We start from the raw sequence: 14,000 nt of genomic DNA on the forward strand, positions 1-14,000 counted from the left end.
CATGTAGGCTAGCTACACATCAAAGCCTCTGCCTTGTATAAATACCCAGCAACTCGCTGCAAAAATCAGCTCGAAAGATCAACATGCCCTAGTAGTACACAAGCAACATGGTAGAATGCCGCCATTAATCTTATCCTTGTATAAGATTATTGAACCTTTCCATCGCTATTTAGCCAAATCATACCGAGAAACTTATGCCATTTTCCAAGCTTGGATTAAGCTCACCTATTGTTAAAGCCGTTGCAAAACAAGGCTATGAAAAGCCAACTTCGATTCAAGAAAAAGCAATTCCAATTGTACTTTCTGGTAAGAACCTTATTGCGGCAGCACAAACAGGTACAGGTAAAACTGCGAGCTTTGTTCTCCCTATCTTAGAAATGCTAAGCAAAGGTGAAACGCAGCGTAAAAAACGTATTCGCGCCGTGATCCTGACACCGACTCGTGAGCTGGCTGTTCAGGTTGAGCAAAACATCACTAAGTACGCCAAGTTCCTAAACCTAACATCACTAGCGATGTACGGTGGCGTATCTTACCAACACCAAAAAGACCGTCTGATTGAAGGTGTTGATATTCTGGTTGCAACACCTGGCCGTTTGATCGACATGTACGGACAACGTGCCGTTCACTTTGATGAAGTTGAAGTTTTGGTTCTTGATGAAGCAGACCGCATGCTAGACATGGGTTTCATTGAAGACATCAACAAGATCATTGCGCGTTTACCACAAGACATCCAAAACCTACTGTTCTCAGCAACGCTTTCAACGCCAGTTCGTGCGCTAGCGAAAAGTGCTATCAGCGAAGCAGAAGAGATTTCAATTGCCAAAACTGATGCGTCTAAAGCGAACATTGAGCAATGGTTGGTAACGGTAGATAAAGATCGTAAGTCAGCACTGTTGAGCCACATGATTACCGAAGGTAATTGGGATCAAGCGCTAATCTTTATCGAAACCAAGCACGGTGCGGCTAAGTTGGTTGCTCAACTAGAGAAACGTGGCATTCAGGCTGAAGCTTTCCACAGTGGACGCAGCCAAGCGATCCGTGAAAAGATCTTGGCTGACTTCAAGAAAGGTCGCCTAAAATACTTGGTAGCGACTGGCGTTGCTGCTCGTGGTATTGATATCGATAATCTAAGCCGCGTAGTGAACTACGACCTGCCTTTCCCAGCAGACGACTACGTTCACCGTATTGGTCGTACTGGCCGTGCTGATGCATCTGGTGAAGCGATCTCTTTCCTATCAAAAGACAACTTCAAAAACCTGTGCATTATTGAAAAGCGCCTTGGTCACCTGATTGAACGTCGTGTAGTGGAAGGTTTCGAGCCGCGTAAAGAAGTACCGATTTCAGTGCTGAATTTCGTTCCTAAGAAGAAAAGAGAACAGCAAGAGAAAGAAGGCAAGTAAACTATCAAAGCTTAACTAGCAGCGATAACGTGTTAGCCGACGTATAACTTAAACGAAGCCCCATGTGGCTTCGTTTTGTTCTTTGATACACAGATAAAACAGAGGTATTGAGATGATTACTCCTATCGCAACGAGGTTAACCCGAGGACAAGATCTAAAGCTTGAGATCCAGAGGCTAGTGACAGCGCACAATATCTCTGCAGGCTCTATTGCTTCTTGTGTCGGATGTGTTTCTCAACTCAATATTCGCTTAGCTAATGCCAGCAACACCAAGCAAGTTCAAGCTCCATTCGAAATCGTATCTGTAATGGCAACGCTAACGCCTAACCACCAGCACGTTCATATATCCGTTGCTGATGAGAATGGCGATGTGATTGGCGGGCACCTGCTTGAAGGGACGATTATCGCAACCACCGCTGAATTGATTGTTCACCGTTACGATACTTTGACCTTTAACAGAGAGCATGACGATTCGACGGGTTACACTGAGCTCACTATCAGCAGTAACACATAATAGCTTCACTCGTAACAGCACCAAACGCCTCATATAAAGCGATACCACCCAATAGTAATTAGGAAACACGATGGCTCCAAACTCCGCAGACTCCGTTATCGTTCTCGATTTCGAAACCACAGGCTTATCACCAAACATGGGTGACCGAGCGATTGAAATCGGTGCGGTGAAACTCGTTAACGGCGAAGTCGTCGACACCTTCCAACAACTCATGAACCCAGGGTTTCGTGTTAGTGGATTCATTGAAGGTTATACCGGAATCAGTAACCGTATGTTAAGCACAGCGGCCAGTTGTAGTGAAGTGATGGATGAGTTTGCAGACTTCATTCAAGACAGCCAACTTGTCGCTCACAATGCCTCATTTGATAAGCGCTTTCTTGATGCGGAATTAGATAATATTGGTCGCGATTACAATGGACAGTTTGCATGCTCAATGCTGATTGCTCGTCGTCTAATCCAAGACGCACCGACTCATAAGCTAGGCGACCTTGTGCGTTTCAAGAATATCGACAACGACGGTACTTTCCACAGAGCGTTAGCCGATTCAGAAATGACAGCTAGACTGTGGTTATTGATGATTGATGAACTACAAAGCGACCACGGTATTCAACAGCCGAGCTTTCAACTGATGCAGAAAATATCTAAGACCGCTAAAGGCTCTATTGCAAAGCTGTTGATGAGTAATCGAGGTTAAAACCCTTACCATACGATAATGTTTGAAAGGCTGATTAGTTTAACGCGATCAGCCTTTTTAGTTATTAACGAAGCTTACTTGCACCCTACTCCTGCAATGCCACCAGCGTTGCTTTAAGGCTCTCTAACTCATTCATGAAATAAGACCATTGCTTATCACTACTGGTGGCGGCGATATCCACCAAGAATTTGGCTGATGTTTGCATATTCTTATTAAGCTTAGATTCCAATTCATCTGGATAATAAGCTTCGTTATTCAGAAGCAAGTTCATAATAATTGGCTGAGCGATATGTAGGTCACTCTTCTTTTCCATCAGTGTTGTGAGATCTTGGTAGGTATTATTTTGATATTGGCGCCAGTTATCGTTGGTATTTACCCACTCTTGAGACCAAGTATAAATAATCTGCTTTTGTTCTTTCGATACCGATCCTAGCCATCGTTCTAGCCTCTCTTCTATTCGATTTCGATATCGTTCTCTGGAATCTTCGTCATTCAACGACAATCTTCCTTCGTAATAGTCTTGCTGCTTTTCTCTAAAGTTTTTTAAGAACTCGCTATCTTGCTTAGGGCTAAGTTGCATACTTAACGCGTAAACATCGGGTGCAAATTTATTAACGATCGAGCGAATATGATTTTTAATTTGCTCACTTTGGTCGACGATAAAGGCAGAGTTCATATCAGGACGAGTAATACTTTGAATCGCTTCTAATTGCGAAATGTACAATGGGAGTTGAGTTTCTTTATGCCAGGCTTGCAATGAGTCTAGACGGGCTTCTAGCTCGGACTCTTGACTATTAGATAAGGAAACAAAGTCTTCGATATAACTCACCGCAAACCAACTGATATTGTTATAGGCGAATTTCGTCCCACACCCCGTAAATAGGAAGCACACCAATAACATTAACCAACGGCATTTTCTCATTACACCCTCTCACAAACTTCTACTGATCAGCGAACCTGTAAACAGCTTTATCAGATTCACTATTGATCTTATAACATTAGCTATAAAAGCAGCTGATCGTAAAAACTTTAAGATAAATTGAGACTTCACCTTGCTAAACCGTCTATTTAGGCAAATGATTAAACTAAAAATAATTAACGGCAGTGATATAACTTGATTTTTATTACTCATTTGACGTAGTGCGAACCCTATAAAAGAATCGGGTCAGCGTATTTTCAAATGATTGATTATTTGGGAGGCAAGCTATGGCCGCTATTCCTGAGCACCCAAGCGATTTAGAATATGAGCTTTGTTATTTTGACGATGGTTCAATAACCACAATCACGATATTCGTTCACAATCGACAGGAAGCGATGAATTGGTATGTTAGCGAAGGAAAACATATCAACGATCTTTATTCGATAAGACCCGATGAATAATGCTTTAGTATAGAGGACTAGGTCAATAAACCTAAGAGAAGAAGCTTGAGTGACATTTTGTGGAACACCCTTTACTGCAATGCCATTAATTAGACATATCGCAGCAAAGGGATTCAGTCTCGAATTACTTCAGGATTCGGGCGCGGAATTGACGACCCTTCATTTTACCTGATTCGATTTTGTTCAGTGCTTTCTTAGCCACAGATCTTTCTACCGCTACGTAAGCACGCATTGCGAACAGATTGATCTTACCTACTGATTTACCATCAATGCCGCCTTGACCCGTCAATGCACCAAGAATATCACCAGCACGAAGCTTAGCTTTCTTACCGCCATCAATCTGGATGGTAACCATGTTTGAGTAGTATGGCTTAGCAATTGGTTTTGCTGGTAGTTCAGATGGCTCGATTGGCATATCCATGTACTCATCAATTTGAGCAACACGGTACATCTCTTTCTCGCTAAAGAAGCTGATAGCGACGCCTTTGCTTCCTGCACGGCCAGTACGACCAATGCGGTGTACGTGAACTTCAGGGTCGCGAGACAATTCAAAGTTGAATACTGCGTCTAGGTTATCAACATCAAGACCACGAGCCGCAACGTCTGTCGCAACTAGAATCGAGATCGTTTTGTTTGAGAACTGAACCAAAGCTTGGTCACGTTCACGCTGCTCCATATCGCCATGAAGTTCGATAACGCTGAAACCACGGTGGCTTAGCTCATCGTTTACGTTCTGCACTTCTTTCTTAGTGTTACAGAACACAACCGCAGATTCCGGTTGGTGATGAAGTAACAACAACTCTAGAGCGTCATCACGAGCTTCAGAGCCTTCTAGCTTGTAGAAGTGTTGTTGGATGCTTGAGTGATCGTGTGTTGATTCAACCTTCACCATTTCTGGGTTACGCATGATGCGGTCTGCAACAGACTTGATTTGTTTAGGGAAAGTAGCACTGAATAGTAGAGTTTGGCGTTCTTTTGGAGCTGCTTCAATCACTGCATCCAAAGCGTCTTGGAAGCCCATTTCTAGCATGCGGTCAGCTTCATCTAACACAAGTGTGTTCAGCTCAGACAGATCAATACGACCTTTCTCTAGGTGATCAAGAATACGACCAGGTGTGCCCACAAGAATGTGTGCGCCATGCTCTAGTGAACCAATCTGTGGGCCCATTGGCATACCGCCACAAAGTGTCAGCACTTTAATATTGTGAATACCGCGAGCAAGAGTACGAATCTCTTTTGCTACTTGGTCTGCAAGCTCACGAGTCGGACATAACACTAAAGACTGAACACGGAAACGCTTAACGCGTAGGTTCTGCAGCACGCCTAAACCGAAAGCAGCTGTTTTACCTGAACCCGTTTTACCCTGACCGATAACGTCCTTGCCATTTAGGATAGTAGGAAGACTTAACGCTTGGATCGGCGTCATTTCAGTATAACCAAGAGAATCCAACGTATTTAGAAGCTCTGGCTTAAGGGCGATTGAAGAGAATTTTGAAGTGCTCAATGGAAATATCCAACTGGTGAAAAACAGAGTGCATTATGAGTGTTTTTGAAAATTATTCCACCTTAATCACAGTTTTGAAGAAACATGTTAGGCGAGCACAAAAAAGCCAGCTTTCTTAGCTGGCTTTTGCTTCTATACGAATTGCTTCCTATGGCACACCGTGGCCTTTAGAAGCTACCCACACGCGATACCATTGTTCGCGAGTCAGTTCAATTTTCAGTGCATCAACAGCTGTCTTAACGCGCTCAATCTTACCTGAGCCAATAATGGCAATTGGGTTAGATGGTAAACGGCGTACCCATGCGTAGATCACTTGATCAATGCTGTCTGCACTCACTTCTTGACGAATCGCTTCTAGCTCATCACGAACACGAATCGCTTGTGCTGAGTCACCACTGAAGATACTACCACCACCAAGACAAGACCACGCCATCGGGCGAATGCGGTTCATCTGCAGTTGATCTAGTGTGCCATCATGAGCCACTTCGAAGTTCAATGGGTTGATTTCAACTTGGTTGGTCACTAACGGCTTACCGAGGCGAGATTGAAGCAGTTCGAACTGACGCGGTGAAAAGTTAGAAACACCGAAGTGCTTAACTTTACCTACTTTGTGTAGCTCTGCGAACGCTTCTGCTACTTCATCTGCATCCATCAATACGTCTGGGCGGTGAATCAATAATACATCGAGTTCGGTTACACCCAAACGCTCTAGAGAATTATTTACCGATTGGTAAATATGGTGTGCGCTGGTGTCATAGTGATTGATCTTACGATCAGGAGTGTGGTCACCACATAGATTAATATCGCACTTGGTGACGATTTGAATATCATCACGAAGGCTTGGTTCAAGCGCCAATGCCTCACCGAATAACTTTTCACATTGGTAGTTACCGTAAATATCCGCGTGATCAACCGTTGTGATACCAAGATCAATGTGTTGCTTCAGGAAAGTCAGGCGTTGTTGCGGGGTCATACCCCATTCTGCTATACGCCAGTATCCTTGCACCAACTCAGAAAGTTCTGGGCCTTGTGGCGCTATCGTTACTTTTGCAACCATGGGTTGTCTCCTTTATCAATACTGAACGTATCCTAAGCTCGTTTTACCGAAGGCTCAACGTATAACAAATGGCAAAGGCAAACGCTTACTAAAAATGTGAGAGCCGCAGAAAAACGAACACTTAAATGAATTATAACTTGCCGTCTGCCCGCGAGCCGTTCTCCTGAAAGGCTTGTTTAGCCTAATAAATAACGAAACTATCTATAAATTTGAGCAATTAAAAGCGATTAAGTTCAACCGTTAAGTTGTCACCATCACTATGTAACTGAATCCAAGGAGAGGAAGATCCAGGAGAAGATAAGTTAGGAACATTCCATACACTCATTTGCTCTGATGAACCGTGTGGCGCGTTGATAAATTCGACCAGCTGTTTATCCACCTTATCGAAACCAACACCTTCATTTCGAGCTCGTTCGAGTTGAGCAGTAACATCGAATTCATCTTCGCCAATACGAATTGAACTGAGAGCAAAGCCATCTTGGCGAAGGTACGCCTGAAGCTTTGTGTAACTTAGGTTCGAATATGGCAGGTTTAAGTGCACTGTTTCAACGCTTGAGTCCCCCAACTCCAGTTCAACATAAACGTCCAGATCGTAATATTGGGTTAAGTCACTACACAACAAAGTGCCTTCGGTCTCACCACAATCCATCAAGTCGATATCGTTAATATAGTTTTGAGAATTCGGCAGGCTTGGGCTGCTGTTAAATACTGTTCTTAGCCACCAGCTTTCGGTTGCTTGTGCGGAAAATGCAAAAGCATTAAGGGACAGCATTAAAGGCAAGATTAGAACTTGAAAGATTTTCATCGACTGGGCTTATTTAGCGCTATATGAAGTATCCATTATACGTGACCAATCGACAAACAACTGCTCGAGTCGCAAACTTTAGGCGAAAAAAAACGGGCATACATGCCCGCAGATAAATTCATCACCGAATAACGTAATCCGTCACGTTGAGAACCATTACAAAAGTAAGGATATCACTCCGCCAGTAAGATTACAACACGTCGTACCCATTACTTATATCCACCTTCAATTGCAGGTTCTTCAAGCGACAATCTCACTTTGTTACGTTGAATCGCTTCTGGTGGTAAGCTGATGAAACCGTACTGATTTAGTACCTCTTGATGGTCTTCAGAAAGCGTTAGACCAATAAAGAACTTCTCTTGCTCAGTAAACCCTTTACGGTGTGCAGGGATGTTCAAGTACATGTAGTACACAGTCGCTAATGGGTAACGCCCAGAGAGGATTGTCTCTTTGTTAAGGTCGTAATTAACCCCTAAGTTATCGACAACACTCAACCATTTCACATCAGAAATTTTATCAGAGTATACGGTGTAACCAATAGCAGCTTCTTCATCTTCAATCTTATTTATAAGATGCGGTAAATCCGCTAAAAATTGAGTATGAGCGTATTCCCCGTCCGTTTCACACTCAACCCAACTTGAGAAGGTGGTGTGCCCCTTCAGGTTATGATCAATGGCGAAAGGCAACATGTGAGCATCTAGGCTTTCACCATTACGAGCATCACTACTAGCCAACCATTTCGGGTGTTTAGGATCGTTAGAACACCCAAACACATCGATGAGTTCAGCAACAGTGATCGATGTAGCAGGATTTTCCTCATTGGCCAGAATCGCAATCACGTCAGCGGTAAACATCAGCTCTGTCGGTCTATAACCGTAGCGCATGTCAAACCTAGCCATCTCTTTGTCAGTCCATTTTTTGGAAGTGATACCAACACGCGAGCGCTGCATGATCATCTGTTCTGGGACGCTGTCACTCAACAAGATTTCTAAGTCGATCTCTTGGCTCTCAAGCAGGTCTTCAACAAGTCCCTGCATATTAGGCTCAATCGCGACCAAACCAATGTCACTGACATCATTAGCTAATGTCGATGCAGATAGCAACGCAGGTACAGCAGCAAGCAGCAAGCCCGATTTATTAGATAGACGTTTCATTACTGGCCTCCTACTGGATCAATCGACGTTTTAGACTCAACATCGCTATTACTATCGAGCTGCATTTCTGAAGTGAAGATGTTCCAAGATGGATTCACTTCCATGCTTTCTGTTTTAATCACCGCAATCGTTCTGCGCTTACGTTTGTGAAGATGCTGAGTTAGGCTAGTGATCTGAGTAAACTCTTGTTCGAAAATACGCTCACCATCAACGCCTCTGTCAATCAATGCGTCTCGAATCACGCCAGTTCTTTTCTTGGCCAGTGCTTTGTTATAAACGTTTGTACCTTCAGAACTGGTATCACCTACCAAGGTAATTGAGGCGTCAGGTTGCTCTCCTAGTAAACGCACCAACTCATTTAATACAGCCGTATGATCAGGTTTAAGGTCATACTTATCAAAATCAAATGCCACGCTTAATACTTCAACGTCTTCGACAATTTTCCAATTGGCACACCCTTTAATGTCTACCGCTACACCTTCTGGCGTATCGGCACAAAGATCTCGCTGATTAATCACACCATCGCGGTCATTATCCGCTAAGTCATCAATTTGATGGCGTGTCATGGTCGTATCAGGCGTTTCTGCACATCCCATCAGCAAGATAGAGCTAAGTAGCGCTAGTTTAAAATGTCTCATTACTTGTTCTCCCCTTGCCACTCTTCTGGATGTTCAATCCTTAACGCATACGTCAACATGCCCATCGCATTCAATACTCGATAAGCCGCTAACGTTTGATCATATTCAGTGCTAATGAAGTTTCTTCGAGCCAAGAACACCTCGACCTTCGCATCAAGTACATCGAGTAGGCTTCGTCTACCAACATTAAATTGTTGGATATAGCCGAGCTCTGCAATTTTCGCTGCATCAACGTTCTGTTGAAGTAGGGATTTTTGCTGTTCTAGCATTTTGTATGCGTTCCAAGCCAGTTGTGTACCTTCTCTAACCTCACGCTCCGTTCGTAGTCGTATCGCTCTTGCTTCTTCAACTCGCCAAGCCGATGATTCAACTCTGGAATCGGTAGAGAAGCCATTAAACAGGTCATAATCCATCGTCAACATCAGTCGAGCATCTTCATCGACACCACCTGGAGGGTTAGATACGTTGTCATTCTTGTTAGCATGAAGCTCAAGTTTAAGCTCTGGGTAGTAATCTCCCTTCTCACGGCGCATCTCTTTACGAGCCGCGTCGATATCAAACAAAGATGCCTTGATTTCTGGGTGATTCTCGACAGCCTGTTCAAGTGCGACTTGTGCTGAGCTTGGCAATAAAGCGTAATCAAAACGAGGATAAACCAAGTTCACCGCAGGTTTACCAACCAAGCGTAGGTACTGTGTTTGCAAATCAAAAAGGTTGTTCTGAGCGGCAATAAGTGAGGACTGTGCTGTGGCAACACGGGCGGAGATCTGAGCCAAATCCGAGTTACTACTCAAGCCTTTGCTCTTTTTATCTTGGATATCTTGATAGATTTCTTGGTGCTCTTTTACGTTGCGCTTAGACAACTCAAGCAGCGTCTCTGCTTTAAGGATATCAAGATAATTTCTCACTACATCTAACGATACGTTTTCAGCGCGAGAAATCAGGGTTAATCGTTCAGCTTCAGCTTCGAACGTCAGTCGATCGACATTCGACGTCGTTTTAAAACCATCGAATAGTAACTGAGAAACTTTAACGCCAATTTCCGTTCGCGTTAGGCCTCGATCATCAGTGTCGAGTTTGCTACCACTGTTGTAGCGCGTCTCTTCATAACCTGCCGCTGCGTACAAATTAACTTGCGGCATATACAAACCACTCGCCGCGTCACCGTCTCTTATCACCGATTGATATCGGGAGTATTGCGCCAATATCTCAGGACTATAGTCGATGGCAAAGGCCACGGATTCTTCTAATGAAGCTGCTTGAGACAGCCCACTCATTAGTAAGCAAGAAGAGAGTAAGAATTTTGAATGCATTACACTTCCTTTTATATTTATGCTTAACGCACTTCATCGTTCGCGAAGTGAGTTTTCCTTAGCTCGTAAAATAGGTTTTAACCAATAACTCAATACTGTTTTCTCTCCGGTTAATATATCAACCGCGACTTGCATCCCTGGGATAATGCTAAAGGCAGAGTTTTGTTGCTGGTCTTCGTTTAACTGAATATGGGCGCGATAATAGGCGTTGCCGTCTTCCGTTTGTAAGGCGTCGGCACTCACGTAAATCACCTCGCCTTTAAGTCCGCCATAAATGACGAAATCATAGGCCGTAAATTTCACTGTCGCGCCCAGCCCCTTATGAACAAACGCGATATCTTGTGGAGAGATTCTCGCTTCAACAATCAGGTCACTGTTTGACGGGATAATCTCAATGATCGGCTCGCCGGGACGAACAACACCACCAATGGTACGCACAAAGATCTCTTTGACTGTGCCATCAACAGGCGCAACAATTTCGGTACGCTTGAGTTGGTCGGCAATTGCCTGCTGGCTTTCGTTCAGCTGTGCTATCTTGCTCGCCACTTCATTCAACTGACCTTGTACTTTGGTACGAAAATCTAAGGCAATGCTTCGATGATCCGCTATCGACTCTGAGTAGGCGGCTATCTGCTTCTGCGCTGCTACTTTTGAGCTAGCAATATCACCTTTGAGTTTGACCACATCACGGTTCAGTTTCAGCAGTTCAACTTCTGCTACAGCACCACTCGCCACCACGTCTTTCAACATGTTGCGCTCTCGAATTACAATATCTAGGCTGCTCTCTAACGTCTGAATATTATTAAGCGTATCGACTCGAGCCTGGTCTTGTTGTTCGATACGAAGTGCCGCCTCTTCCAGTTCAGATTTCAACTGTCCTAAACGCTCTCGATAGTTCGCCTTGGCGTTCATTAACGCAGGGTGGCTTGATACATCAACAATGATATTTTGCGGTACTAAGACTACTCGCTCATACCACTCTTTTGCATCGTTATTTAAAACGACCGTCGACAGCTCCGCCTTTAATCTTAATTGCTGAGCAAGCAAGGTATCCGCTTGTTGAGCCGACTCTAAAAACGCCGCCTTAAAGCGTGTGTCTTCTAACTTAGCGAGAGGTTGCCCTTTCACAACAGATTGGCCTTGTCGCACTATAATCTCTTGAACCAAGCCCCCTTCTAAGCTCTGAATCGTCTGTACTGAAAGGCTAGGCACCACCTTGCCCTCACCAATCACCACTTCTTCGAGAGTTGCCCACGTCGCCCAGCCAATGATCGACACAATCAACAGTGCACTTAGCCAAATCAGCTTTCGAGAGCGGAATGCTAAGTGGTTGTTGGTCCACTGAATATCGTTACTCATGACGGCCTCCCTTCACTACAGATACCGTCTTAAAACGACTCGCCCCTTTGGGTACACTTTTCTTCTGAAGCGAGAGAATATCTTTAGGCGCACCTTCCGCCACGATTTGACCTTTATCTAAAACGATCACGCGGTCACACATCATTAAGAATGAAGATTTGTGCGAACTGATCAGCATAGAAGTTTCTCTCGGCATACTTTGCAGTGCATTGAAGAACTGTATCTCAGCTTGGTTATCTAACGCGCTGGTTGGTTCATCCATGATCAATAACTTTGGACAACGGTATAGTGCTCTTGCAATGGCGACAGCTTGGCGTTGGCCGCCAGATAACAACCGGCCACCTTCGCCAACTGGTGTCTCAAGACCATTGCTCAAACGCCCCATATAGCCGTTCAAACCCGACTGTTGAAGCGCTTGTCTTAGTTTTACTTCATCAACATTGGTCGCACCAAGCGTAACGTTGTCGTAAACACTGCCAAAAATAAGATTGGTGGTTTGCCCCACCCAGCCCATGCCACTACGCAGAACACTGGTTGGCCATAATTGCCCATCAATCTCTTGATAGAAAGCTTGTCCTGTTGTTGGCATATACTGGCGAGCAACAATCGATAGTAGGGTTGTTTTGCCCGAGCCTGCCGCACCAACAAGGCCAACTCGTTCACCGGGCTTTATCTCCAGTGAGATATCCTTCAATGCAGGGCTTTGAGTTTCTGGGTAAGTGAACGTCACTTCATCAAGCCTTACCCCACCGTCAAAATCCCCCTTGTCTATCACCTGATGTTTCGACTCTTCCTGAGGCAGTTCCATTATCTGGTTCAAGCCTTCGACTGCCGAACGGGTTTGTTGAAACCTCAGTAATAGAAGAGAAAGCTGATTCACTGAACTCGCTGCTCGCCCACTCAGCATCACCACTGCAATTAACCCCCCCATGCTGAGTAGGCCTTCAGAGATCTGATACACACCGAAGATAATCAAAGTGATGGTGACGATCTGTTGACTCGACTGAATAGAGTGCGTCACGATATTGGAGTAGTGTCGAGATTGAGTCTGCCATTGAGAGAGCGATGAAATAGTCTGTTCCCAACGCTTCTGGGTAAGACCCTCAGCATTGTTTTGCTTGATATCCGGAAGGGTTGTTAAGCAATCAAACAGCTGTGCTTGTCTTTGTGTCGACAAACGTGCGGTTTCATCGAATGTTTTCTCGACTTTACCTTTCATCGCAATGCTCAGGACAATCAATACCAACATGATTGCGACTGGGATGAACATCATCGCGCCACCGAGCCAACCGATAAGAAACAGGAACAACAAGGTGAACGGTAAGTCGACTAACGTGACCAAAGATATGGAAGTGAAGAAATCTTTTACGCTATCGAAGTCTTGAAGCTGCCTTGCGAATGCACCCACCGATTGTGGTCGGTTTTCGAGTTTCATTCCGAGAACTTTTGAGAACAACTGAGAAGACAACTTGTTGTCTATATAGCGCCCCGCCATATCAGTCACAGAGCTTCGTGAGCTTCTCAATACCCAATCAAAAACAACGACAATACCAACGCCTGCGGCCAGTACCCAAAGCGTGTTAAACGCTTGGTTTGGTACCACACGGTCGTACACGTTCATGGTAAAGAGCGGAACGACTAGCGCCAATACGTTGATCAAGAACGAAGCGATAAACAGGTCTCGATACCAAGGTTTCACTTCTTTGACCACACGCCACAACCAGCGCGTGTTTGATTTACTGTCACTGCGTTCGTGCGATTGAACACGAGCATCATCGAGAGCTTGAGCGCCAACTTGCCAAACATAAGGTTCGACTTGTGCGACCAACTCTTTTAGCGAGATAGTCTGACTAGAATCACTTTCACAATCTAAAACATCAAAGTCACCACCCGAGCCTTGGGTAACGACTACAGGAAAACCTGTCGCTGATTTCACAGCAACAACCGGAAACTGACATTGAGTCAGCAACTCTTTTTTTACATGACTCAGAGTCAAGCCTGATTTCTCAATCGCTCTTGGGAAAAGGGACTCATTAAGCCTTCCTTGGTCTAAAGGTAGGCCAGACACTATTTTGGACGGGTGGCTACGCACATTAAAATGCTCACACAACCACTCAACACAACCTAGCCAGCTGTCTTTTTGTTCTACCAATCTAAAACTTCCTTTTATAGACTGTACATC

Annotated in this window: 13 protein-coding genes; 4 read left to right on the forward strand and 9 right to left on the reverse strand. The window is 44.5% G+C overall.

Going from position 1 to position 14,000, the window contains the following annotated elements:
• Positions 1-194 precede the first annotated feature (194 nt).
• From FTW16_RS09715 to FTW16_RS09725, 3 genes are all read left to right on the forward strand, one after another.
• Positions 195-1,400, forward strand: a complete 1,206-nt coding sequence (locus FTW16_RS09715) for a DEAD/DEAH box helicase (RefSeq protein WP_017630130.1) — start codon at positions 195-197, stop codon at positions 1,398-1,400.
• 112 nt (positions 1,401-1,512) lie between these two features.
• The gene (locus FTW16_RS09720) at positions 1,513-1,914 is read left to right on the forward strand and encodes a PPC domain-containing DNA-binding protein (protein WP_146490888.1); all 402 of its coding nucleotides are present in this window, start codon (positions 1,513-1,515) and stop codon (positions 1,912-1,914) included.
• 70 nt (positions 1,915-1,984) lie between these two features.
• Positions 1,985-2,608: a PolC-type DNA polymerase III gene (locus tag FTW16_RS09725; RefSeq protein WP_086712861.1), complete on the forward strand. Its 624-nt coding sequence runs from the start codon at positions 1,985-1,987 to the stop codon at positions 2,606-2,608.
• A gap of 85 nt (positions 2,609-2,693) precedes the next feature.
• Here FTW16_RS09725 and FTW16_RS09730 read toward each other — a convergent pair whose 3' ends face one another.
• The gene (locus FTW16_RS09730) at positions 2,694-3,530 is read right to left on the reverse strand and encodes a DUF6279 family lipoprotein (protein ID WP_146490889.1); all 837 of its coding nucleotides are present in this window, start codon (positions 3,528-3,530) and stop codon (positions 2,694-2,696) included.
• A gap of 284 nt (positions 3,531-3,814) precedes the next feature.
• Between FTW16_RS09730 and FTW16_RS09735 the strand changes: the two genes are divergently transcribed.
• Positions 3,815-3,988, forward strand: a complete 174-nt coding sequence (locus tag FTW16_RS09735; RefSeq protein WP_017630126.1) for a hypothetical protein — start codon at positions 3,815-3,817, stop codon at positions 3,986-3,988.
• Positions 3,989-4,112: 124 nt separating this feature from the next.
• On the opposite strand, the gene dbpA is transcribed toward FTW16_RS09735, so the two are convergent.
• From dbpA to FTW16_RS09775, 8 genes are all read right to left on the reverse strand, one after another.
• Positions 4,113-5,492, reverse strand: coding sequence for an ATP-dependent RNA helicase DbpA (gene dbpA, locus FTW16_RS09740; protein WP_017064348.1), 1,380 nt, complete (start codon positions 5,490-5,492; stop codon positions 4,113-4,115).
• Between the two features lie 148 nt (positions 5,493-5,640).
• Positions 5,641-6,549, reverse strand: a complete 909-nt coding sequence (locus FTW16_RS09745; protein ID WP_146490890.1) for an aldo/keto reductase family oxidoreductase — start codon at positions 6,547-6,549, stop codon at positions 5,641-5,643.
• A gap of 217 nt (positions 6,550-6,766) precedes the next feature.
• On the reverse strand, positions 6,767-7,354 hold the full coding sequence (locus FTW16_RS09750) for a hypothetical protein (protein WP_146490891.1): 588 nt from the start codon (positions 7,352-7,354) through the stop codon (positions 6,767-6,769).
• A 209-nt stretch (positions 7,355-7,563) separates the two neighbouring features.
• Complete coding sequence (locus FTW16_RS09755) at positions 7,564-8,508, reverse strand: PstS family phosphate ABC transporter substrate-binding protein (RefSeq protein ID WP_146490892.1); 945 nt, start codon at positions 8,506-8,508, stop codon at positions 7,564-7,566.
• Entirely contained in the window at positions 8,508-9,146 is a 639-nt protein-coding gene (locus tag FTW16_RS09760; protein WP_146490893.1) for an OmpA family protein, read from the reverse strand. The genes FTW16_RS09755 and FTW16_RS09760 overlap by 1 nt, the downstream gene beginning before the upstream one ends.
• On the reverse strand, positions 9,146-10,459 hold the full coding sequence (locus FTW16_RS09765; protein ID WP_146490894.1) for a TolC family outer membrane protein: 1,314 nt from the start codon (positions 10,457-10,459) through the stop codon (positions 9,146-9,148). The genes FTW16_RS09760 and FTW16_RS09765 overlap by 1 nt, the downstream gene beginning before the upstream one ends.
• A gap of 33 nt (positions 10,460-10,492) precedes the next feature.
• Positions 10,493-11,818 carry an HlyD family type I secretion periplasmic adaptor subunit gene (locus FTW16_RS09770; RefSeq protein ID WP_146490895.1) on the reverse strand — a complete coding sequence of 442 codons (1,326 nt, stop codon included), beginning with the start codon at positions 11,816-11,818 and terminating at the stop codon, positions 10,493-10,495.
• Entirely contained in the window at positions 11,811-13,970 is a 2,160-nt protein-coding gene (locus FTW16_RS09775) for a type I secretion system permease/ATPase (RefSeq protein ID WP_146490896.1), read from the reverse strand. The genes FTW16_RS09770 and FTW16_RS09775 overlap by 8 nt, the downstream gene beginning before the upstream one ends.
• Positions 13,971-14,000 lie beyond the last annotated feature (30 nt).

This window comes from Vibrio sp. T20 (genome assembly GCF_007858795.1).
Lineage (GTDB): Bacteria > Pseudomonadota > Gammaproteobacteria > Enterobacterales > Vibrionaceae > Vibrio > Vibrio satsumensis.

What these genes read in the sequence shown, in the direction of transcription:
- FTW16_RS09760 (WP_146490893.1), bottom strand. Translation starts at nt 9,146, where the DNA reads ATGAGACATTTTAAACTAGCGCTACTTAGCTCTATCTTGCTGATGGGA.
- FTW16_RS09770 (WP_146490895.1), bottom strand. Translation starts at nt 11,818, where the DNA reads ATGAGTAACGATATTCAGTGGACCAACAACCACTTAGCATTCCGCTCT.
- FTW16_RS09715 (WP_017630130.1), top strand. Translation starts at nt 195, where the DNA reads ATGCCATTTTCCAAGCTTGGATTAAGCTCACCTATTGTTAAAGCCGTT.
- FTW16_RS09725 (WP_086712861.1), top strand. Translation starts at nt 1,985, where the DNA reads ATGGCTCCAAACTCCGCAGACTCCGTTATCGTTCTCGATTTCGAAACC.
- FTW16_RS09720 (WP_146490888.1), top strand. Translation starts at nt 1,513, where the DNA reads ATGATTACTCCTATCGCAACGAGGTTAACCCGAGGACAAGATCTAAAG.
- FTW16_RS09750 (WP_146490891.1), bottom strand. Translation starts at nt 7,354, where the DNA reads ATGAAAATCTTTCAAGTTCTAATCTTGCCTTTAATGCTGTCCCTTAAT.
- FTW16_RS09745 (WP_146490890.1), bottom strand. Translation starts at nt 6,549, where the DNA reads ATGGTTGCAAAAGTAACGATAGCGCCACAAGGCCCAGAACTTTCTGAG.
- FTW16_RS09765 (WP_146490894.1), bottom strand. Translation starts at nt 10,459, where the DNA reads ATGCATTCAAAATTCTTACTCTCTTCTTGCTTACTAATGAGTGGGCTG.
- FTW16_RS09755 (WP_146490892.1), bottom strand. Translation starts at nt 8,508, where the DNA reads ATGAAACGTCTATCTAATAAATCGGGCTTGCTGCTTGCTGCTGTACCT.
- FTW16_RS09735 (WP_017630126.1), top strand. Translation starts at nt 3,815, where the DNA reads ATGGCCGCTATTCCTGAGCACCCAAGCGATTTAGAATATGAGCTTTGT.
- FTW16_RS09730 (WP_146490889.1), bottom strand. Translation starts at nt 3,530, where the DNA reads ATGAGAAAATGCCGTTGGTTAATGTTATTGGTGTGCTTCCTATTTACG.